The sequence below is a fragment of the Helicobacter heilmannii genome, from assembly GCF_001283065.1.
Taxonomy (GTDB): domain Bacteria; phylum Campylobacterota; class Campylobacteria; order Campylobacterales; family Helicobacteraceae; genus Helicobacter; species Helicobacter heilmannii.
Genome location: NZ_CDMK01000003.1, coordinates 168,594 through 189,641 on the forward strand (window position 1 = coordinate 168,594; position 21,048 = coordinate 189,641).

17 protein-coding genes and 2 pseudogenes are annotated in these 21,048 nt (G+C 48.8%); 8 read left to right on the forward strand and 11 right to left on the reverse strand.

Translation table 11 applies throughout. The annotated features are described in order from the left end of the window. Nucleotides 1-149 precede the first annotated feature (149 nt). The 4 genes and pseudogenes from AOG36_RS09405 to AOG36_RS07370 all read left to right on the forward strand — a co-directional run. A pseudogene (locus AOG36_RS09405) lies at nt 150-695 on the forward strand (PAS domain-containing protein); the annotation flags it as partial. 93 nt (nt 696-788) lie between these two features. Beyond that, a pseudogene (locus AOG36_RS09410) lies at nt 789-1,208 on the forward strand (methyl-accepting chemotaxis protein); the annotation flags it as partial. Nucleotides 1,209-1,388: 180 nt separating this feature from the next. Next, nucleotides 1,389-2,279, forward strand: a complete 891-nt coding sequence (locus tag AOG36_RS07365) for a DMT family transporter (RefSeq protein WP_015107354.1) — start codon at nt 1,389-1,391, stop codon at nt 2,277-2,279. A gap of 176 nt (nt 2,280-2,455) precedes the next feature. Continuing rightward, nucleotides 2,456-3,556 (forward strand): hypothetical protein, encoded by a 1,101-nt coding sequence (locus AOG36_RS07370; RefSeq protein ID WP_231850655.1) that lies wholly within the window; start codon nt 2,456-2,458, stop codon nt 3,554-3,556. Here AOG36_RS07370 and gatC read toward each other — a convergent pair. The 3 genes from gatC to AOG36_RS07385 form a co-directional block, all read right to left on the reverse strand. Then, complete coding sequence (gene gatC / locus AOG36_RS07375; protein WP_015107356.1) at nt 3,553-3,837, reverse strand: Asp-tRNA(Asn)/Glu-tRNA(Gln) amidotransferase subunit GatC; 285 nt, start codon at nt 3,835-3,837, stop codon at nt 3,553-3,555. The genes AOG36_RS07370 and gatC overlap by 4 nt on opposite strands. Before the next feature lie 9 nt (nt 3,838-3,846). Further along, nucleotides 3,847-4,800, reverse strand: coding sequence for a Gfo/Idh/MocA family protein (locus tag AOG36_RS07380; protein ID WP_015107357.1), 954 nt, complete (start codon nt 4,798-4,800; stop codon nt 3,847-3,849). 67 nt (nt 4,801-4,867) lie between these two features. Next, nucleotides 4,868-7,390 carry a TonB-dependent receptor domain-containing protein gene (locus AOG36_RS07385; RefSeq protein WP_202903441.1) on the reverse strand — a complete coding sequence of 841 codons (2,523 nt, stop codon included), beginning with the start codon at nt 7,388-7,390 and terminating at the stop codon, nt 4,868-4,870. Between the two features lie 325 nt (nt 7,391-7,715). Here AOG36_RS07385 and AOG36_RS07390 point away from each other — a divergent pair, with 325 nt between their 5' ends. Then, the gene (locus AOG36_RS07390; RefSeq protein WP_053825822.1) at nt 7,716-8,669 is read left to right on the forward strand and encodes an outer membrane protein; all 954 of its coding nucleotides are present in this window, start codon (nt 7,716-7,718) and stop codon (nt 8,667-8,669) included. 14 nt (nt 8,670-8,683) lie between these two features. On the opposite strand, the gene AOG36_RS07395 is transcribed toward AOG36_RS07390, so the two are convergent. The 8 genes from AOG36_RS07395 to AOG36_RS07435 all read right to left on the reverse strand — a co-directional run bounded on the left by AOG36_RS07395 (nt 8,684) and on the right by AOG36_RS07435 (nt 17,575). Then, a complete protein-coding gene (locus AOG36_RS07395; protein ID WP_015107362.1) occupies nt 8,684-9,706 on the reverse strand; it encodes a GDP-L-fucose synthase family protein in 1,023 nt (340 codons plus the stop codon). Next, nucleotides 9,700-11,229 carry a hypothetical protein gene (locus AOG36_RS07400; protein WP_015107363.1) on the reverse strand — a complete coding sequence of 510 codons (1,530 nt, stop codon included), beginning with the start codon at nt 11,227-11,229 and terminating at the stop codon, nt 9,700-9,702. Before AOG36_RS07400 ends, AOG36_RS07395 begins: the two co-directional genes overlap by 7 nt. After that, entirely contained in the window at nt 11,226-11,765 is a 540-nt protein-coding gene (locus tag AOG36_RS07405) for a HyaD/HybD family hydrogenase maturation endopeptidase (RefSeq protein ID WP_053825787.1), read from the reverse strand. The genes AOG36_RS07400 and AOG36_RS07405 overlap by 4 nt, the downstream gene beginning before the upstream one ends. A gap of 1 nt (nt 11,766) precedes the next feature. Beyond that, nucleotides 11,767-12,435: a Ni/Fe-hydrogenase, b-type cytochrome subunit gene (gene cybH, locus AOG36_RS07410; protein ID WP_015107365.1), complete on the reverse strand. Its 669-nt coding sequence runs from the start codon at nt 12,433-12,435 to the stop codon at nt 11,767-11,769. Then, nucleotides 12,428-14,185 carry a nickel-dependent hydrogenase large subunit gene (locus AOG36_RS07415; RefSeq protein ID WP_015107366.1) on the reverse strand — a complete coding sequence of 586 codons (1,758 nt, stop codon included), beginning with the start codon at nt 14,183-14,185 and terminating at the stop codon, nt 12,428-12,430. Before AOG36_RS07415 ends, cybH begins: the two co-directional genes overlap by 8 nt. After that, complete coding sequence (locus AOG36_RS07420) at nt 14,185-15,351, reverse strand: hydrogenase small subunit (RefSeq protein ID WP_015107367.1); 1,167 nt, start codon at nt 15,349-15,351, stop codon at nt 14,185-14,187. The genes AOG36_RS07415 and AOG36_RS07420 overlap by 1 nt, the downstream gene beginning before the upstream one ends. 586 nt (nt 15,352-15,937) lie before the next feature. Next, nucleotides 15,938-16,282 (reverse strand): restriction endonuclease subunit S domain-containing protein, encoded by a 345-nt coding sequence (locus AOG36_RS07430; protein ID WP_015107369.1) that lies wholly within the window; start codon nt 16,280-16,282, stop codon nt 15,938-15,940. An 816-nt stretch (nt 16,283-17,098) separates the two neighbouring features. Beyond that, nucleotides 17,099-17,575 (reverse strand): restriction endonuclease subunit S, encoded by a 477-nt coding sequence (locus tag AOG36_RS07435; protein ID WP_015107371.1) that lies wholly within the window; start codon nt 17,573-17,575, stop codon nt 17,099-17,101. Nucleotides 17,576-18,834: 1,259 nt separating this feature from the next. Here AOG36_RS07435 and AOG36_RS07440 point away from each other — a divergent pair. From AOG36_RS07440 to AOG36_RS07450, 3 genes are read left to right on the forward strand one after another with little or no spacing between them, the layout of a single operon-like run. Then, nucleotides 18,835-19,395 (forward strand): pyruvate flavodoxin oxidoreductase subunit gamma, encoded by a 561-nt coding sequence (locus AOG36_RS07440; RefSeq protein WP_015107377.1) that lies wholly within the window; start codon nt 18,835-18,837, stop codon nt 19,393-19,395. Between the two features lie 10 nt (nt 19,396-19,405). Then, nucleotides 19,406-19,834, forward strand: coding sequence for a 4Fe-4S dicluster-binding protein (locus tag AOG36_RS07445; RefSeq protein ID WP_015107378.1), 429 nt, complete (start codon nt 19,406-19,408; stop codon nt 19,832-19,834). Then, the gene (locus tag AOG36_RS07450; RefSeq protein ID WP_053825788.1) at nt 19,824-21,047 is read left to right on the forward strand and encodes a 2-oxoacid:ferredoxin oxidoreductase subunit alpha; all 1,224 of its coding nucleotides are present in this window, start codon (nt 19,824-19,826) and stop codon (nt 21,045-21,047) included. The genes AOG36_RS07445 and AOG36_RS07450 overlap by 11 nt, the downstream gene beginning before the upstream one ends. Nucleotide 21,048 lies beyond the last annotated feature (1 nt).

Here is a 21,048-nt window from a genome sequence, read left to right on the forward strand (position 1 = left end):
CAAACCAACACACATCATTAAGGAATGCAATATGAAAAGAAACTTTTAGACCATACATTGTCTTGCCATCTGCCCTTTGGTTTGTAAAGGCTTTGAGGACAAGTTTGGGAATTTGTGAGATAAAAGCGATCTTTTGCGACCCTAATTTGGTGTCCTCGGCCAGATACACGCAAATTTGGGGAGAGCTCACCAGCGGGCAGTTCAAACAAGGCACATTTAAACGCATCACCAAATCAGGCCAAGAAGTCTATTTAGAGGCCACCTACAACCCCGTGTTTGACAATGAGGGCAAGGTGGTGAAGGTGATTAAATTCGCCACGGATGTCACCGATAAAATTTTAGAATTGAAAGAATTGCGCGCCATTTACAAGACGGCTTTAGGATCCATGGCCCTGATTGAGTTTGATACAGAGGGCAAGGTCATATTCGCCAATGAGAACTTTTTAAAAGTCGTGGGTTATACTTTAGAGGAAATCAAGGGCAAGCCTCACGCGATCTTTTGCGACCCCGACTATGTCAAAACCCCCCAATACACGCAGTTTTGGGACCGCTTAAAATCCGGGCAATTCACTAGAGGAACTTTTAAACGCATCACCAAATCAAGCCAAGAAGTTTATTTAGAGGCCTGTTACAACCCGGTATTTGATGAAGAAGGCAACATTTATAAATTCATTAAATTCGCCCTAGATGTCACCAGCAAAGAAGAGAAGATTTTAATGACCCTAGATTTGATCAAGCAAAACCAGCGGCTCACCAGCGATGGGGACAACATGATCAAAAAGACCACGGACAGCATCCAAAGTGTCGCCAACACTATGAAAAACAATGTATGCTTGGTAGACAATTTGAGCGCGCAATCTGATTCGATCTCTAGCATCACCCAAACCATCAAAGACATCGCCGATCAAATCAACCTCCTCGCCCTAAACGCCGCCATTGAAGCCGCGCGGGCAGGCGAGCATGGACGGGGCTTTGCGGTGGTGGCCGATGAAGTGCGTAAACTAGCCGAGCGCACCGGTAAGTCCGTGACTGAGATTGCAACAATCATTGGCTCGATCAGAGAAATCACCACCAAGGTCGTGACCAACACCAATACCGGCACAGAGGAAGCCGAAAAGACGGCTCATCTCTCTTGTGAAACTGCGAATCTCATGGGTAGGATCAAGGCTGCTAGTGACTGCGTGGCGCAGGGTATGGGCGTGGTCTAACCTATAGATTTAGGTTGGTTATGCGCCCCAAAAGGGTGGATACAGCCCTGGCCTTTTTCTCTCTACAAAGCCATCTTTAGCCCCTGCTTAGGGGAAGTTTTATCCATACTTGTTTGCTTTAAAGAGATTGTGCTATGGTTATGCCATCCGTCTTTGTTGGCATTGAAAGAAAGGCGTTTCATGGAAGTGAAAAAAGGTTTGGTTTTTATGGCTCTTGGGGCGTTGAGCTTTGGAGTGATGAACGCCCTCATCAAGATCACAAGCCATCACTACTCCCCCCTAGAAAATGTCTTTTACCGCGCCTTTTTTATGATCTTGTTCACGGGTTTGCTTCACCTGGCCAAGCCGTTTAGGTTTAGGGCGTATAAAAAGGGTGGGGGCAAACTCTTGGCCTGGCGCATGGCCCTGGGAGCGGTGGCCATGGTACTTTTGTGCTACAACATTTATGCCATGCCCCTTGGCACGGCGATCGCCTTTGGACAAAGCGCGCCCATTTACGCAATCTTCATTGCATGGTTGGTGTTTAAAGAGCCCTTAACCTGGCATTTAGTTTTAGCGGGGGTGTTGGGGCTTGTGGGCGTGATCTTGATCGCCAATCCACACACCAGTGGCCTTAGTTGGGGTTTGATTTTGTGTGGGGTGCTTAGTGCCCTATTTAAAGCCATCGCCTACACGAGTTTAAGCCGACTGAAGGCCTATTATGACAGCGGGTTTGTGATCTTCATTTTTTCGCTTTTTTTATGTGTTATTGGATCGTTGGGGTTTTTTATAAACCTCCCGCCCTTTGCCACAGGACATCATCCCATCCGCTTTAGCGGGGCGTGGTGGCGATGGGATATTTGGCTTTTAATGGGCATGGGCTTTTTTGGCATGCTGGGGCAGTATTTTTTAACCAGGGCATATATGTGCGCGCCGGCGGGGTTGGTTTCGCCTATTGATTACACCCGCTTGCTGTGGGCAACCCTCTTTGGCATGGCACTGGGCGATCCGTGGCTTGGCGTGTATGAAGGGCTTGGCATGGCTCTTGTGGTGGGGGCGGGGCTGCTCATCATCTTTAGCAAAAAGAAGTGATGGAGGTTTATGTTTGTAGGGTATAATGCCGGTTTTCACGCTAAGGATTTTAATGTGTATCCCAAATCGCTTTAACCCCATTGAGTAGTCTGCCCCAAAACACCCCCACCACAATCTACCACTTGGGCTTAGGTCTGCTCGTACTCGTGAGTTTGGGCTTAGGGGTATGCAAGAGCTTGGAAATCTCCATCAGCTACAAAGAAGCCTTGCTTTACTTTAGCCCCTCGCATTTTTTCCTAGACAAACTCCTTTTAAGTGTCCTGCACGCTTTTGTTAACAGCGCACTGCTGCCAAAAGACCTGGCCCTGCGCCTGCCCGGTTTGCTCTTGCATGGCTTGAATATTGTCCTGATCTACCTTTTAAGTGTACGCATCTGTGCCCAAAAGCCCTACGACCCACTCTTAGTGGCCATCACCTTTGCTCTCCTGCCCGGCGTGCAATTGGGAGCGGTGTTGCTGAGCAAAGCAAGCCTACTCATCACTTTAACCCTCTTATGTCTACTTTTGTATAAGACCTATGCGCTCTATCTCTTGGCGGCTTTAGCCACCTTCTTGGATGCGAGCTGTGCAGTGTTGCTGGCTGGCTTGTTGCTCAACGCTTTGAAACACAAACAGTGGCTGCTTGCGGGATGTTTGTTTGCCGCCTTTTGCGTGAACTTCTACATCTTCGCACCCATTATGGGCATCCCGCAGGGCTTTTTCTTAAACACTCTCTTTTTAATGCTCATCCTCTACTCCCCCGGCCTTTGTATTTACTATCCCTACACCCTCTACGCCCAAGTGGTCAAAGACTACAAGCAAGAAAGTTTAGTGGGGATTGTGGGGGCTGTGGGTTTTTGTGCCCCCCTATTGCTCTCCTTGCGCCAAGAGCCGGCTCCTGAGTTTTTGAGCTTTGGGGCTTGCGGCATGCCTATTCTACTACAAAGAGCCCTTTCAAGCATCCGCTCACATTTGCCCATTTTCCGCAGCCATTACCGCATCCGCTATAGTCTAGTCTTTGGTACGCTTTTACTAGAGAGCGTGTTTTTGCTGGGTGGGGGGTATAACCAGTTTGTGCGCACCCACTATGTCGCTAAAGAACTCGCCAGTGCACTACAAAAGCGGGGGATCGATCGCATCAACACCCTTTCTCCCAAAATGGCACTCCGTTTAAAGTTTTATGGAATCGGTTTTGGGGGAGATTTATATTTGATCCAGCAAGACCAGCATGCAGATATACAAATCCGCTACAGGCACAAGACCATCGCCCGCTACGCGGTGTTGCAAAAACACCCCTAGGTTTCTATGATCTTAGGCACAATGAAATAGCCCTCTTGGGCCTTTGGAGCGTGGGCTAAAATGTCTCTAGAGATGTTGGGGTCGTTAGCGGGCGTGTCCTCTCTTAGAGGAGTGGGCGCGCTTTGGTGTGGCTGCACGCTGCTTAAATCGATTTCATTTAGACTATCCACAAATTCCAACACCTCTTTTAAATGCCCCTTCAGGTCTTCTTTTTCATCAGGAGCAATCTCCAACATAGAGAGTTTGGCAAGTTTGTTTAAGAGTGCATCGTCAATTTGCATGTTTATCCTTTAATCGTGGTGGTGGCAAGCGACCTTGTGGCAGAGCGGGTGGCACTCCTCATCGGTGTGCGTGAGGTTAGCGTGCCTAATGTCAGAAGCTAACTCTAAAGAGGGACGCACATCCTCTAAACCCAGCCCCTCCCCGCTCAAAATTTCTTGATAACTCTTGGTACATAAATCCTCCATGCCATGGCTAAAGTCGATCTCTTGCCCTTCTAGCACTAAAGAGCGGTAAGAGCCGTTGCGGTGCAAGCCCAGTTTAGCTGGGTTGATGGAGAGAAACCACAACACATGGGCGTGCTCCAGGCGTAAAGTCCCGCCGATGCAATCGTGTTTGTGCACATGCACAGCAAAGTCCACCACTGCCCCAAAAATGTCCAAGAGAATGTCAAAAAAATGGATACACAGATTGAGTGCTAGTCCGCCGCTGCGCTCCTCATCGCCCTTCCACGAGTTGAAATACCATTTGCCCCGCAAGATCAAATAGGTCAAAGAGATGTTGTAGATTTTATCCGGCTCGTCTAGCAGTGCGGCCTGCACACTCTTTTTTAGATCGATCACATTGGGGTGTAAGCGCAACTGCATGATGTTGAACACCCGCCTATCATACTTTTTCTCTAGGTTACGGATCTCATTGAGTTCGCCTGGATCGAGCACCAAAGGTTTCTCACAAATAACATTGATCCCATGGCTTAGGGCAAATTCGATGTGCTCGAAGTGTAGGTAGTTGGGCGTGCAAATCACCATAAAGTCCAAGAACTTCTCATCAGCCTTGCACTCTTGCAGGTATTGGTGCAGGTCCTCTAGACTCGTGAAAAACTCACAATCTAGATAGTATTGGTCCAAGACCCCCACGCTATCGTGGATGTCCACAGCGCAATCCAACACATGTCCGGTTTCATAAATGGCTTTAATGTGCTTGGGGGCGACAAAGCCCCCCACCCCAATGATCCCAAACAGCATGCAAGCTCCTCGAATGGTTTAAATCCTAAGAACCCCCATGCTAGCAAAACTCCCTTTAGGCTGTACTTTAATACTGGTAAGAAATCTCAAAGCGGGCATTAAAGCCGGGCTCGGGTAGTGCCATGCGGATTTGCCCAGCGCGGGCAACCATGTCCTCGTGTGGTGCATCCGCACTGGCCTGCCACACGGAGGTTTGGTTGACATAGTATTTGTTGAAGATGTTGTTGAACACCGCTGAGAGTCTGAGCCCATTCCAATGTTTATAGGGCGGAACCCAGTTGACAAAGATACTGCTCACGCCATAGCCGGGCTTGTGCACGGGCATGAGCCCATAGCCGGGGTAGTAAATGCTGTAGCCATTGTAGAACATGTTCGTGACAAAGCGGCTAAGCCATGTGAGGCTAAGCCCGGCGTGTTTGAAAACATAGTCGGCTTTTAAAATGAAGACATTGCCATAGGTGGCGGCCAGCGCGTAAGTGTCGGCTAGCAGGTAATAGCCCCGATGATAGCCCGTAGGATTAGCCACCGTGGGCCACGAGCGTGCGATGGAGAAGGTTCCCGTAAAGCCTTTGTACTTGACATTCCCACTCACCTCATACCCGAAAATGGCGATGGTTTCAGGAAGGTTACCTGTGAGGTTTTTAGCCGTGGCGTTGCCCCCGCCGTTTTTAGAGATGTCTTGCCCATAGGAGTTAACAAAGTTATTGATGACCTGATAGAATGCAGCTCCTCGGACATTAAAATAAGGGCTATTATAGTCAATGTTAAACTCTACATTTTGCCCAATAGTGGGTTTTAAGTTCTTTTCATAAATGACAGTTGGATCGCGCATGAGCACCCCATCCCCAGGCAATGCCCCCTTTGTAACATAAGCATAGGAGAGTTTCAAGCCCAAAGCTTCAATGGGGTTATATAAAATCGTGGCACTGGGGCTAAAACCAGATGTCAAGTGGTTGTACCCATCCTTATCTTTGAGGGTGTAGATGTCATAGCGCGTACCCGCCCCTACGATGAGGTTTTTAAGAAAATTATAGTTGGCCTGCACATAGCCCCCGATGATGTTGCCGATGCCATAGGAGTTTTGGGGCAAGCCACGGTAGGCGGGGTTAGCGGTACTCATGTTTTGATCATATTCGTCGGTTGTTGGATCAACATAGTAATGGCGGTAGGGCAGGCCTGGGCCAGTGGGGTCGTTAGGATTAATATTGCCCGGATACAAGCCGTTTTTCTTGTCAAGTCCTGAAAAGGCACTGAGGTTTTGGTAAATTGCCCCGTATTCAAAGACATTGCCATAATCGGGTGTGATGGGGTGCTGGACCTTGACATTGACCCCGGAGTTGATGAGGAAAATATCCCTTTGCAGCGTCCCTTCAGCGTCCGCGTTGCCCAGTGTCCAGTCATTGGGGGTGGGGTTTTGGGCGTTGGGGGGAGTCATGTCATAGGCTTGGTGGGTAGGGACCATTTGGTCACCACTACCATAGCCAATGTTATAGCCACCCCCGGCAACGGGGGTGATGGTGCCTTTCTCGCATTGGCTAGGATTTGCAGTACACCAACTATTGACTTCTGAAACATAGTAGGGATTAGTGGGCTCATTGGAAGTGTAGGCAAAAGGATTGCGCACGGGTTTATAATTGCCGTTGCGGACATTTAAAAAGGTGGTGGCGGTGATGCGCGGCTCGCCAAAGCTATCGCCCCCTTCGTGGTTGTATTTAAAAGATAAGTTGTGGTTCACATTGATCAAATACGCCAGCTCTTTGCCAAAGTCAATCAAAAAAGGGGCGGGCTGGGTGCCCGGGTCGTTGGCTTTGCTCAGCGCACTGGTGGCGTTGGGGCGCAACAAGCGCTCGGAGTTGTAGCGGGTCATGTTATAGCTCATGGCGAGGCTGTCTTTTTCATTGAAGTAGCCATTGATTTTAAAAAGAATGTTGTTTTGTTGGCCACTACTGCCGATCACCTTGTCGCTTTTGGGCGGGTTGTCGACATCGTAAGTGGGGTGGAAGAGGTTTTTCATGTCATTTGTACCATCGCGGTAGTAAAAGATATTTTGGTTGGTGTAGTAACCCAAAATGTCCCACTTAGTGGCCCGGTAAGCTGCGATAGTGTTGATGCGGTAACCAAAGTTTGTGTAAAAGCTCACCGCTGCCTGTCCGCCATAGGTCTGCCCTCGGCGCAAGAAGTCGTTCGCCCCGATCGTCTCCATCGCCATTTTGCCCGCAATGGCTCCAGGCCCAGCCGAGGCATTGGCCGCCCCCTTGATCACATCAATTTCTTTGAGCATCCCCGGGTCGATGATGGTGTTCGCGTCGTGGTGAAAGATGTTGCCATTTTGCGCTGCGCCGTCAATTGTAACACGCAGCAAGCGGCTCTCCATGCCCCGCACATAGACCTTTTGTGCCATATAACCCCCACCGGCGACATTCACATCCGCCCTTGTTCGAAACAAGTCATTGACTTGGTTGCTCTGGCGTTGTTGTAACTCTTTGCGGCCGATGGTCATGCGGTTGTTGTACTCAAAGGTGCGCTCGCCTAGGGTTGTAACCTTGCCCAAGGTGTGCGACTCTTGAGCGTCCAAAGTAACCCCGCCCATCGCCCCCAGCACACAAAAAGCGTGGGGAACATAGGATTTTAAACCGCCAATAGGGCGGTGTTTACGCTTAACTCTCATCGATAATCCTAAAGAAGTGGAATAAATGAGAGTATTCTATATGCAAAAAGCTTATATCTTATTTAAAAATATTATTTTAGTAATATTTAAATGATTTTCAAAATTGGATTTAATGTTGTCTTTTTGGTTTTGTTTTATTTGCTTTTTATAATTGTTTTTGATATAATAAAAAATCTATCTTTAATAATACCTACAAGGAAAATGCGATTTTATGGAAAATCAAAGTCAAGCTTGTTATGGGCGTAAAATGCTCAAGATGTGGTTACTTTTTGGGACCTGCGTACTGCAAGCCGAGCAGAGCGGAGCTTTCATTGGCGTGGGGTTGGAAGTGGGGCGCGCGAACAAACAGGTTGTGGGCGAGAGGAATGGTCAAGTTTTTCAAGTGCCCAGCGGCACGGTCGTACAATCCGCCTCCTATGTCCCCGGCCACGGCAGCGATGAATGCGTGGAGGGCAATTGCAAGGCAGTTTGGACACCCGGGGTTAATGGCGTGATGAACAGCACAAATGCCACCAACTATGGGCGCAACCAACCCATGTTTGGTCTCAATGTCTTAGCCGGTTATAAACAATTCTTTGGTAAGAAAAAATGGTTTGGCTTGCGCTACTACGGGTTTTTTGACTATGGGCATAGCAACTTCTCTAATGCCACGGCGGCTAATCGCGTGAGCGTGTTCTACCTCAACAACGACAAAGTGGATATGTACACCTATGGGGCAGGCATCGATGCGCTCTTTGACATCATCAATAAAAAGAAATTTGCCATTGGGCTGTTTGTGGGCGTGCAATTTGCCGGCAATTCTTGGACGAGCAATAAAACGGGCTATTACAACCAAGGTTTTGTGATCGGCACCGTGAGTGGGCAATGCGCCTACATCCCCGAGGGCAATGTCAACCCTTGCAATCCAAGCGCACACCTCACCAATCCAGTGGGCACCACGGGTGTGGTTAATCCCGCTAGCCTCATCTCCACAGGTCCTTTAGCGCACCGCATCAACAGCACGCATTTTCAATTCTTGGTGGATGTGGGTCTGCGCACCAACTTCATCAAGCACCATGGCGTGGAGTTTGGGATCAAAATCCCCACTATCCCCAATATGTACTACAAGGGCAACACCACCAAGGGTGGCGATCTTTATACGCTTACCGAAACCTTTAGACGGCAATACTCCATGTATTTGCGCTACATCTATAGCTTCTAAATTTTTAGCTCGCCCTAGTGGTGCGCCAAATACCACGCATACACCCCTTTAATCCCCTCCTCTAGCTTAATGCCCGCCCTCCAGCCCAAGCTAGAAATCTTAGACACATCGCAGCACTTCAATAAAGTCCCATCAGGTTTAGAAGCATCAAACTCCAACTCCCCTTGAAAGCCCACAATCCCCTTGATCAAATACGCCAAGTCTTGAATGCTGATGTCCTCACCCGTGCCTATATTGGTGTGGTTTAATGTCGGTGTGCCCTTTTGGTGTTTTAAGAGGAATAAACAGCCATGCGCCAAGTCCTTGACATGCAAAAACTCGCGCCTAGCTTTGCCACTACCCCAAATGCGCACACTCTGGGCACTGATGCCATGCTGGGCTAAGAGATTTAGGGCCTGCTCTTCGGGGAGATTCAAGTCTTTAAGCACGGCATCCATTTGCTTGTTTGCCAAGAGTTTGGCTAAATGCAACTTTCTAAGCAGGGCGGGCAGGACATGGGAGTTTGAGAGATCGAAGTTGTCAAACTCGCCGTATAAATTTGTGGGCATGGCAGCAATGAAGTTTGTGCCGTGTTGAGCGTTGTAGGCCTCACACATTTTCAGTCCTGCGATTTTGGCGATGGCATAAGGTTCGTTGGTGGCCTCTAGGGGGCTATTTAATAAATACTCTTCTTTAATGGGCTGGGGGCATTCTTTGGGGTAAATGCAAGTCGAGCCCAAGAACAAGAGTTTTTGCGTGCCGTTTTTGTAGGCGCAGTGGATGGTATTGGTTTGGATCGCCAAATTCTCATAGATGAAGTCAGCTTTATAGGTATTGTTGGCTAAGATCCCGCCCACTTTGGCCGCTGCTAGCACCACCACTTCAGGCCGCTCCTTCTCAAAAAACGCCTCCACCGCGCTTTGCTTGCTTAAATCCAGCTCGGCGTGGGTTTTAAAAATGAGGTTGCTATAGCCCTGCTCTTGCAGGCATGCGCTGATGGCGCGCCCAACCAGCCCTTGATGTCCCGCGACAAAAATGCGGCTACTAGGTGTTAGCATGTGTAATCCATCCCATAATCAGGGAAGATTAAGGGGCACTCTTTGGGGAAGTATTGCAAGCACAAGTCTAAAAAGACTTTTTGTAAAAACACTTCCCCGCATAAATACATCTGCGGGCAACTAAACTTCGTGTGAGCATCGTAAATGAGATTGCCTAAAAACTCGGCTAGAGAGTCTAAAATCCCAAAGCACATGGTGGGCGCGTCCGTGCCCCCCAGCGTGTAACTCACCGCACTTTTGAGCGTGGAGGCTGTATTTAGGCTCAAGGGTTCTTTGGTGAGTTTAAAATCCACTCGCGGGCCCTTGTTGCGTAAAAAGCTGGTGGCAAGCTCAAAAATCGCGCGGGGGTTAGGTTCTTGGCTAAAGCCCAAGACTTGCAAGAGCCCGGCTAGAAAGTCTAAAAGGTTTTGGCTTGGCGGGGTGGCGGGGGTTTGCTCTAAGCTTTGGCACAGATCGGGGAAGGCCTCCTTGTAATTAGCATAGAGTTTGCGCCCCTTGGCGTTGCTTTGCAACTGGGTAAGCAGGGCAACAGGGTGGGTTTCTTGCTCTATGCTTAAAAGCTGCTTGTAGCCTCCCTCTTGATACACCCAAAAGCAACTGGGGCGTGTGAAGTTCAGGTAAATGAGTAAATGGGGCTCTTTGGGGGCTTCTTTCTGGATAAAGTCCGGGGTATCCTTAGCGTAGATGAGGGTATGGGGCAACATAAGACCGCTTTGCGCCACGCTGTAGAGTTGCCATGTCGTGCTTGGGGCGCGGCACTCATAGGTAAAAATGGGCGGGCTTTGGGGGGTCTTGCTTAAAAAGAGATAGGAAATGCCCTTTTGAAGGGCAAAATGCGCCAAGAGGGCCAGCCCCAAATCATAGGGCAACAGCGCACTGATCTCTAAGCATCCAAATTCTTTAGCAAAGACTTCTTTAAGCGTGGCACGGATCGCGGGCTTCTCATAGGTGCATAGCACCTGCGCGCTCTTGGGCTCTAGCCTTGTTACCGATAACACACTCGCCAAGTCCATGAACAACACACTGGCCTCTTTACTTGGCGTGCTTGAAAGGCTAATCACCCCCCTAGAGGTTTGCACCACAAGAGCCCCGCTCTGTAGGGTTTGCAAGGCTTCTTGCATCGCCTCTTGCACCTTGGCAGCGGTGTCTAATTCTTGGTGGTTGTAGCTTAGGCTTTGAAAATGCGCTTTTGGGGCTAAAAAGTCTTTATGCGTGGGGTCTAAAAAGGCTTTGGCGTGGCTGATGTCAATGGGCGGGCAGACGACTTCTTGCTCCTGCCACTTCAAGGCCTCTTTAGCCACTTCTATGCCCGTAAAACTAAAGCTAAAGGCTAGGGGCAGGCGTTGGCTTAGTTCTGTGGCAAAGTTCTCCGCCTTTTTAAGGGGAGCTTTTAGGTAAAAGACCTCTTTGCTCGTGGCGTAAGGCAGCCCCTGAGCGTAGGCGTGGTGCGCCATAAAGTCCATAAACAGGGGAGCCAATCCTTGTGTGCCGGCAGATTTAAACTTAAACGCAAAGGTGTTCATAGAGCACTCCTATAAGAGTTGTTGGCAATGTCTTGTAAGCTTAAGGGTGTGGGCTTTGGCGTGGCTTTTAACCCCCATGCGGTCAAAATCTCTAGGGCTTTTTCTGTGGCAAGTTGCGCGCCTTGTTGCAGGGCGGGGCTTAAATTAAAGGTGGTGTTCTCTAGGGCAATTTCAGGGACAAGCCCGATGATGGTTGTGGGGGGTAGGTCGCCCATTAAGGCGGTGAGCTTTAAGGTTTGTAGCATCTCCACCTCGTGCGCACTCCCCGCCCATGTGATGTTGGGGGGGATTTGCACAAAATCAAAGCAAAAAACTTCACCCACTTGCGCCCCCTCCACGCTCACGCAGTCTAAGAGCAGGATTTTTTCATACTCCACAATCCAGGGGATCAACGCCTGCGCCATCGTGCCCCCATCCATAAAATCTACATCCTGCCCGCTAAAGGCGTAATTGCGTTGCAGTTGGTTACACAAGTGCACCCCCACCCCCTCATCGCCAAGGAGAATGTTGCCGATCCCAAGCACTAAGATTTTCAGGCTAATCTTTCACATAGCGGATGCCGCTTACCATCACATCCGCCCCACCATCGGGGAATTTGATGGAGTGGAAAACGACCATGTAAACATGTACGGGGATGAAGAGACAAATGCCCCAAGTGGCCAAGTGGTGCAAATAGCGCACATTAGAAAGCCCCCCGCACAGCACTTCAAACCACTTAAAACAAGGCTCCAACACCCCGCCTAGCCCCAAGTGGTAGACATTGTAATACAGCACCAACCCGCTCAAAATCACAAGCACCAGCAAAACACAAAAGGTGAAGTAAGCCACAAATTGCATGGGGTTGTAGGCCCCTTGTTCGTGCTGGGGCTTGCCTAGCCAAAAATAGACTTTCAGCTGAGAAACCCACGCCCCCACACTGGCAAGATTTTTTGCCGCCGCGCGCTCGCCCTTACTCTTGCGGTCGAAAAAGAAGAGGTAAAAGCGGAAAAGACAAATGGCGATCAAAAGAAAGCCTAACATGATGTGGGTGCTTCTAATGTAGGCTTGCAACAAGCCCATGTGCTTATACACGCTCGAGTGGGGGGCTAGGAAGGGGTAAGCGATGTAAAAGCCCGTCCCCATGAGCGCAAAAATCGCCAACGCCCGCCCCCAGTGGAACAAGCGCACCAGTCCGCTAAACTCTTGTGTTTTGTGGTAACTATCCATGTTGTCCCCCCTTGTCAAAACGGGCAAAGCTGGGATCGACCCTAAACTCTCCAAAGTTCTGCCCCTTGCTGTCGATGACATGCACGGAGCAGGCGATGCAGGGGTCAAACGAGTGGATCGTGCGGATGATCTCTAGTGGCTGAGTCAAGTCGGCGAGTCTTGTGCCAATGAGACTCATTTCATAGGGCCCCTTTTGCCCCTTAGAATCTCTAGCCCCCGCATTCCAAGTGGAAGGCACCACGGCTTGATAATTCTCCACCACCCCATTTTTGATCCGCACCCAGTGGCTAAGCATCCCCCGGGGCACCTGCCCGATGTAACGCCCCTTGTATTCTTTATCTTTATCGATCACATAGGGGGCACAAGTGCTTTGATCGGATTTTAAATTTTCTACCAAAGAGTCCCAAGTCTGCAACCCATTGTCCACTAAAATTTTTGCCTCCAAACAACGCGCCGCCGTGCGTCCTAGCGTGCTAAAGATCGCCTCAATGGGCAATCCCGTGTCTTTTAAAAACTGCGTGGCGACTTTCGTGGTGTAGGGGTTTTTGGCCGCAAGCCCCACGGCTAAGGACGCTAAGGGCCCCACCTCCATAGGCATGCCGTCGTAGCGGGGGGATTTGATCCACGAGTATTTATTATGTGGGTCTAGAACTTTGCTTTTTTCTAATTTGTCGCTAAGACCGATGCTTTCGCCGTCCTTAAAGCCCGTGTAGTGTGGATTTGTCTGCCCATCATAGGGGTGCAACTGGATCTCTTTGGTGCCTTTGTATTCATACCAAGAGTGCGTTACCTCTTCTTTGATCAAGTCCTCATTGATAGGGTGCAGGGTGTTTAAATCGCCATTGAGTACAATCCCCGAGCTTAAAAGGTGCTTGCCTCGGCTAAGCAGCACTTCCTCATAGGCGATGAAGTTTTTGAGCCCACAGCCATGCAGCACGCTGTCCTCTTTGTTAAACATGGCCGCTGCCATGACAATGTCAGGATAGTAAGCCCGCTCAACAAAGTCTTTCACGGTTTCAAATTTGCTCTTCCACTCAGCTAAACGGGTGGGATCGAGTACATCCATGACAGAAGTGATCCCGCCCACAGTTAGGCTTTGGGGGTGGGGTTGTTTGGCTCCAAAAATGGCGGTCATTTTCGCCGCCTCGCGTTGGATAGCCAGCAGTTTTAAATAGTGAGAGAGCACGATTAAATTCTGTTCAGGACTAAAATGGTAGGTCTTGTGCCCATAGTAGCCGTTGTTAAAAGGCCCTAGCGCGCCTTGTTTGGCAAAATCGCCCACGCGTTTTTGCACCTCTTTTAACTCATCTGCCCCTGTGCCTAGGGGGTATTGGCTGTAGTTAAAGGCGATCTTGCTCGCTTTCTTTGGGTCGGCTTTAAGCGCACTTAGAAGATCGCACCAATCCAGCCCGTGCAGGGTGTAGAAATGTACCACATGGTCATGTAACAAGAGTGCGATGTTCATCAAAGAGCGTACGAGTTGGGCATTTAGGGGGGGTGTGATGCCCAAAGCGTTTTCCACGGCACTGATGCCCGCCTTGTAGTGCGAATAGGTGCAAACCCCGCAAATGCGCTGCGCGATGAAGCCTGCATCTCTTGGGTCGCGGTGCTTGATGATCGTTTCTAGCCCTCTAAAGAGCGTGGAGGAGGAAAAGGCATCGGTGATGACATTGTTATCGTCCACCACCACCTCGATGCGTAAATGCCCTTCAATGCGCGTGATCGGGTCTACAATGATTTTCTTAGCCATTAAGCGTCCTTGTTTTGATTAAGCCCTGAGATCAAAGCGTGCGCCGCGATGCCGATCGCGCTCGCACTCAAAGCCACCACGCCCACAGTGTCGGCGACCTTATCTGCCCCCGCCCCCCCAAAGGCGGTCGTAACGGGCACAATGAGGCGGTTAGAAATGGGCTCTTCAAAGGGGCTCATTGTGTCCCAAAAGTTGGGCTCAGAGCAGCCAATGCAACCATGTCCGGCCTGAATGGGCCAAGAAGTGTGGGAGTTGAAACGCAGTTTTGAGCAGTTGTTGAAGGTGTAGGGCCCCTTGCAACCCACTTTATACAAACAAAAGCCATTTTTGGCGTTTTCATCGCCAAAATGTTGCACGAACTCGCCGGCGTCAAAATGCCCCCGTCTTTCGCAAAGGTCGTGCACACGGTGACCATACGCCCAAGTGGGGCGGTTGTATGCGTCCAAGCGGGGCAAAGTGCCAAACATTAAATAGTAGATGATGTTGCCCACGATGTTCTTTTCACTTGGCGGGCAGCCGGGGACATTCACAATGGGTTGGGAGATGATTTTATCTAAGGATTGGGCGTTTGAGGGATTGGGGTAAGCCGCTTGCACGCCTCCAAAGCTCGAGCATGTCCCAATGGCAAAGATCGCCTTAGCGTGCTCGGCTGCGTGGATACACTCCTGGGCACCTGTGCGCGCCTGTGCGCCCATCGTTAAAAAGTATTCTGTACCTTTAGGAATCCCCCCCTCCACCATTAAAATATAATTACCCTTGTGTTTTTCAATCGCCTGCTCTAGGCTCAAATCCGCCTGGTGTCCACTGGCAACCATGATCGTTTCGTGGTATTCTAAATTGATGTAATCAAAGATCACGCTGTCAATGCTAGGGTCTTCGCTCCTTAGCAAGCTCTCGCTGCAGCCTGTGCACTCGGCCATGTGTAGCCAAATCACGGGCAGGCGGTTAGCCACCTCCACAGCTTTAGCCGTCAAGGGGTTGAAACTAGCAGGCAGGGCAAAAGAGGCAGTCATAGCCCCCGCCCATTTGATGAAGTCACGCCGTTCAATGCCGTTTTTTTCCATTTCTTCGTAGATGTTTTTATCGGCATTGTGGGCAGCTAAGGGCATTAAACCTTCTAGTCGTTCGGATATGCTTTTAAAAAGAGTGTTGCTAAGATCTAGCATGAAATCCCCTTCATCTCAAAAATAGAACTCAATGATACAAAAATCAAAATATCAGTGGGCTTAAGCTTGCTTTTTTAGAGGAAAAATACAGGAGAGTGTGCCCTTTTTGTTTTAAGTGAGTCTAGGGGTGATTTATGGAGCGTTTAGCCTGCTTGGATTGTAATTGGATTGCAAAATGTCCTGGATTTAGGGCGTGTGGAGGGATTAAAGCTTGCTTTGGGCGCGGTTTTGGAGTATGTGGGTTATTGGGGACTTTGGAGCTTAAGTTTATTTGGGCTTTTTTATGGGTTTGTTACCTTGGCTAGGTTACCCCTTGGGGTTGCTAATTGGGGTTACAAGGCTTTGGAGAGTGGAGAGGGTTTGGCCTCTGCGGTGGCTCAAGATGGAAACTTGAAAGTTTCCCCCTGGAGTACACCCATCTTCAGGCTTTGCAACTCGTGGAAACAGGGGTTTATGGAGGTTGTGGTGCCAGCTCCATTTCAGACTCTTGGTTTTGGCTGGGTTTCAAGGCGTTTTAGCATTTTAGTGTTAGGTTTGTGGTTTAGCCAAATGCCATTAAATCTTCACCTCTTGGCCCTCTAGGGCTTTAGTCTGTGCTTGCAGGGCACTTAGGATACTCAATGTGGGCAATGGTGTGGGTGATGTACTGGACTTCTAGGGGAGGTAGGTGGATTTTAAGGACTTCGTAAAAAGCAATCGGCACTCTCTTATATCCGCTCGTCCATGTCATGTGTTCGGCTGCCTCGTGGCGATCGTTTTTTGGTTTGGGCATAAAAACAAGAATGTAGGCAAAAACCCTTTTTTTGGCGCGGAAGGCATGAAACTTGGCACCACATAAGCCGATGCCATTGGTTAAATTTGTGACTAGGGCGTATTTACAAGGTGTGTTTTGGCAATGATGTCGTTTTAGGCGAAGTAGGTGTATCCCCATCTTAAAATCTTTTGGGGTTTTGGGATTTGGATATAGCCATCTTTGGATACCCCTGCCATTCCCATAAAAGAAATCAGGGTGTTTTATCCAAATCTGCGAGCACCTTTTAGAGTGTGTGGTGTGTCCCTAGCATGCAGTGATCCCATTTGTGCAGATTGTACTTGCGCTTGGGTAAGTTGTGTACCCATTTGCTCTTGCCCTTCAAGGGTGGCAATCTCTTGTTCTGGTGCAGTGATTTGCGCCTCAATTTGGGAGAGGGCGCGGTGTTGATGTGCTTTTCACCTCTAAGGGTAGAAGGAGGGTTTTAAGCTCTTCTAGTGTGCTTAAAGAAATCTCAATTTGCTCGCTTGCCCCTGCGCCATTTTTCAATGTTTCTAAACCCCATCTTCATAAAACGATAAAGCTCAGATTTTAGCAACAGTGTGGAGAGGTTGGGTCTAAAAAAATGGTGATGTGGTTATCTGCGAGAAAATCCCCCTCTCGCTTTAAATAAAGCTATATGTCCCGCTGTGTCCACCATGTAGAGTTGATGAGAATATCCATTTTGTCGCTTGCGCTTATCTAGGATAAAATCCTCATCTACATAGTGTTTTTGTGAAAAATCAAATGTGATTACCCCTATGCCTGCCCTGATTTGATGAGCTGGATATGAAGGTTTTCGTATCTGGGTGCTTGCCCCGCTTTGAGTAACGGCTTGAGATTTTTAAGCTTTTCTTGCACCCACCCCACGAAGATGGGCTAGGCAGGGCTTGCACGACGCTTTTTGAACTGCTCGAGCTTGGGCTCTGTGGGCGTGGGGGCTCTAGTTTAGGGTGGCTAGGGTTTATAGGATTTGTTTAATGGGGGCGAGCTTTTAGTGGTTTTAGCCATGCCACATACCTCTAATACCGATAAAATTAAGGCCTGATAATTTTTGGATGCCGTTTGCAACTCTTGAGTCCGTTTTTTCACCGCCACGCACTCTGTAATTATTTGCTCTTGCACTTCTAGTGGCGGGAGGGAGATTTCAATCCCCATCAATGAATTTTTAGCGATGTTTTTTAGCACAATGCCATTAAACCTAGAAAGCTCCAAATGGTGGCGCAATATAAGATAGGCATGCTTTAAGCACAATGGGGCGATCCCCTCAAAAACATAGTTGTGGTCTGAGCTAGCAAATTTGCCCTTGGCATAGTGGATATTTGCACTCCCCCAATCCCCAATGATTAACACCTCCACATCGAAGTCGTGGCCCTCGCATCCATACACCTCTAGGGACAGTGTAAAAGTCAAAAGCCCCACTGTTGTTTTCAAAGGGTATTTGCCCTTGCACACTCTTTCAGATATTCCACAATTTCACGAGCCCCCACTTGCCCCTCTTAAAGGGATTAACCACCTCTTTACCTAAAATGCCTTTATGCAAGTCTAACACCTGCCTTAAAGGTAGTGCTAAAGAGCTGACAGCTCTAGGTCTATGTCTAAATAGGGCGTTAGATTGGGCAGGAGGTGTGCTCTTCTAAGAGAAAGCCCATAAGGCTTTGGAGGGCATGGGCTAATTTCGTGGGGTCTATTGGGTCGCTAAGGTTGTATAAGGTGGTTATAATGTGTTTCACGCTTTGAACATTGCCTAGTGCTTCGTTGTCGTGGTCATCTGTATTAGGGTTCTGCGATTTGATGCCCTCATCGCCCTTGCGCTTCTCTAATCATAGCTTTAGCAACTCCTTGTCTTGTTGCTGGTGTTATCCCTTTTCTCTGGCGCGCTTTTTAATACAAACACCTCCTTGCTTAGTATACTGGTGAAGAGGCGCATTTTTTCTAGCTCTAGGGCGTGAATTTGCTTAAGGATCTGTTCTTTTTGCCACGCTTGTCGCCTCTCTTGTATAAACTTGGCTTTAAAATAGGCGGCTTGTTTGGCTTTATGGGCTTGCTTGTCTAAGTCGTGGCAAAAAAGTACAAATCGTTAAACCAGATCTTGTTTCAGGCTCTCTTGAGAGAGAGGTTTCTTAAAGATTTTGGGTTTGTTGGAATTAAAGTCGTCTAAATACTCTTTAAAACTTTTCTCTAGGGCTGGGCTTAAGCTCTGCTTTTGTAAAAAGGCTTAAAAATCCTCTAAGGGATGGCCTTTGAGGGCGCAATACTCTCAAAAAGGCATGTTATTTTAAGGTCGTCCTCTAGAATACCCTTCACTAGAGTGTTGATGAGGTCGTTGTGGAACTTTCTCACTTTTTGGGCGTAAAAATGCTAATTCCCAAGGATAGACACTTCAAAAGCTCTAGGGCTGGGCTCTTTGGGCGTTGTTTGCAAAGCAGGGTACCAGGACTGCTTTTGCTTTTTGATTTGCTCTAGACTAGATGGGGTAGACTTTTTAACTTGGCCAAATGCTTTTTGTAGTGCGCTTTTTGTTGGACACAAGGGGTTGTGAGCAAAAGAGTAAGAGCTCTTGGGCTGTAAAAAGTATTCTGTAGTGCATGCATTCTTAAAATCTCCCTTATTTTGCGTAAGTTTACCAAAAATCTTGTATAATCCTCACGCACTGCGGACTATTTTTTGTCTATTTTTAAGGAAGGAGAACAATGCTAGAAATTCGATGGCACGCACGCGCCGGCCAAGGCGCGGTTACGGGCGCAAAGGGCTTAGCCGATGTGCTCACCACCACAGGAAAAGAAGTGCAAGGTTTTGCGGTCTATGGGTCAGCAAAAAGGGGGGCAGCGATGACGGCATATAACCGCATCGACTCCGAACCTATTTTAAACCATGAGAAATTTATGCACCCAGATTATGTTTTGGTGATCGACCCGGGACTCACCTTCATCACCGATATTACGGAAGATGAAAAGCCCAACACGATCTACATCATCACCACGCACTTAGGCAAAGAAGGACTGTTTGAAAAAAAGCCTGAATTGGCAAACAAGAAGGTCTTCACACTCGACTGCATTAAAATCGCGATGGACACGATCAAGCGCCCTATTCCAAACACCCCCATGCTCGGGGCGTTGATGAAAGTATCTGGTATGTTAGAGTTGGAGTTTTTCAAAAATACTTTTAAAGAAGTCTTGGGTAAAAAAATGTCCCAAGCCTTGATCGATGCGAATATGCTTGCCATCGACCACGCCTACGCCCAAGTACAATAAGGGGACAACCATGAAAAATTGGCAAGAATTTGAAACGGGGGCGGTGCTCTTCCCCTTTGAAAAACAAGGGCAAGAAGAACTAGGTAAACATAACAACGAACGCACCTACACCACGAACAGCTCTTTTACGGCGAGTGTGGCCAATTGGCGGGTGGAAAAACCCGTACACAACAAGGATGTTTGCATCAACTGCTTTAATTGTTGGGTATATTGCCCTGACGCATCCATTTTGTCTCGAGAGGGCAAAATGAGCGGGATCGATTACGAGCACTGCAAGGGTTGTGGGGTGTGTGTGGATGTTTGCCCCACTAACCCCAAATCTCTGTTGATGTTTGATAATTTAGAACCTCTAGAAGAGGCACTCACCAAATGGCCAGAAAAGAAAGAGGGGTTGAAAAAGAAAAGCTACCGTACAGAAGGGGGTTATAATGGCTTCTAGTTATCAATTAAATGGCGTGGAGGCGTGGGATGGTTGCACTGCGAGTGCGCACGCTCTAAGACAGGCCCAGGTGGATGTCGTAGCGGCCTATCCCATCACCCCCTCTACACCCATTATCCAAAACTACGGCTCTTTTAAAGACAATGGCTACATTGATGGCGAGTTCGTTTTGGTCGAATCCGAACACGCCGCCATGAGCGCATGTGTGGGGGCAGCTGCTGCTGGCGGAAGGGTCAGCACCGCCACAAGTTCACAAGGTTTTGCCCTCATGGTGGAAGTGCTTTACCAAGCCGCAGGGATGCGCCTGCCTATTGTGCTCAATGTGGCTAACCGCGCTCTGGCTTCGCCTCTAAACATCCACTGCGACCACTCGGACATGTATTTGGGCAGAGATAGCGGTTGGATCAACCTTTGCACCTGCAATCCCCAAGAAGTGTATGACTTCACTCTAATGGCGTTTAAACTTGCCGAGCATACAGGAGTTAGGGTGCCTGTGATGGTGCACCAAGACGGGTTTTTATCTTCGCACACCGTGCAGAATGTCCGCCCCCTAGCCGACCATGTTGCTTATAAATTCGTGGGTGATTATGTGGCCGTGCACCCCATGTTTGACTTTGATAGGCCCGTAAGCTACGGGGCCCAGGCCGAAGAGGAGTGGCACTTTGAGCACAAAGCCAAGTTGCACCACGCCATCATGGAGTCTAGCCATGTATTAGAGGAAATCTTTAACGATTTTGCCAAAATCACCGGGCGGCAATACAACATCCTAGAAACCTTTGATATGGAAGATGCTGAAGTGGCGATTTTTGCTTTGGGCACCACTTGGGAGTCTGCCATTGTGGCGGCTAAGAAAGCCAGGGAAAAGGGCATTAAAGCGGGTGTGGTCACCACCCACTTATTGCGCCCTTTCCCCTTTGTAGCTTTGGGTGAAGTCTTTAAAAAGACCAAAGCGGTGGCGGTGATGGATAAAAGTTCGCCCTCTGGTGCGATGGGCGCGCTCTTTAATGAAGTGGCTGCAAGTTTGTATCAAGTGCAAGGCTCGCGCCACCCGGTGCTTAGCAACTACATTTATGGGCTAGGTGGGCGCGACTTGACCCAAGCGGACTTAGACCATATTTTTGAGGACTTGAGCCAAGACGCGCAAAAAGGCACACTCACCCACCCCACCCAACAATTCATCGGGCTTTCTAGGCCTGAATTGTCTTACTTTTAAG

Coding starts and splice junctions, on each gene's coding strand:
- AOG36_RS07365 (WP_015107354.1), top strand. CDS start 1,389: ATGGAAGTGAAAAAAGGTTTGGTTTTTATGGCTCTTGGGGCGTTGAGC.
- gatC (WP_015107356.1), bottom strand. CDS start 3,837: ATGCAAATTGACGATGCACTCTTAAACAAACTTGCCAAACTCTCTATG.
- AOG36_RS07380 (WP_015107357.1), bottom strand. CDS start 4,800: ATGCTGTTTGGGATCATTGGGGTGGGGGGCTTTGTCGCCCCCAAGCAC.
- AOG36_RS07385 (WP_202903441.1), bottom strand. CDS start 7,390: ATGGGCGGGGTTACTTTGGACGCTCAAGAGTCGCACACCTTGGGCAAG.
- AOG36_RS07390 (WP_053825822.1), top strand. CDS start 7,716: ATGCTCAAGATGTGGTTACTTTTTGGGACCTGCGTACTGCAAGCCGAG.
- AOG36_RS07395 (WP_015107362.1), bottom strand. CDS start 9,706: ATGCTAACACCTAGTAGCCGCATTTTTGTCGCGGGACATCAAGGGCTG.
- AOG36_RS07400 (WP_015107363.1), bottom strand. CDS start 11,229: ATGAACACCTTTGCGTTTAAGTTTAAATCTGCCGGCACACAAGGATTG.
- cybH (WP_015107365.1), bottom strand. CDS start 12,435: ATGGATAGTTACCACAAAACACAAGAGTTTAGCGGACTGGTGCGCTTG.
- AOG36_RS07415 (WP_015107366.1), bottom strand. CDS start 14,185: ATGGCTAAGAAAATCATTGTAGACCCGATCACGCGCATTGAAGGGCAT.
- AOG36_RS07420 (WP_015107367.1), bottom strand. CDS start 15,351: ATGCTAGATCTTAGCAACACTCTTTTTAAAAGCATATCCGAACGACTA.
- AOG36_RS07430 (WP_015107369.1), bottom strand. CDS start 16,282: ATGGGGATACACCTACTTCGCCTAAAACGACATCATTGCCAAAACACA.
- AOG36_RS07440 (WP_015107377.1), top strand. CDS start 18,835: ATGCTAGAAATTCGATGGCACGCACGCGCCGGCCAAGGCGCGGTTACG.
- AOG36_RS07445 (WP_015107378.1), top strand. CDS start 19,406: ATGAAAAATTGGCAAGAATTTGAAACGGGGGCGGTGCTCTTCCCCTTT.
- AOG36_RS07450 (WP_053825788.1), top strand. CDS start 19,824: ATGGCTTCTAGTTATCAATTAAATGGCGTGGAGGCGTGGGATGGTTGC.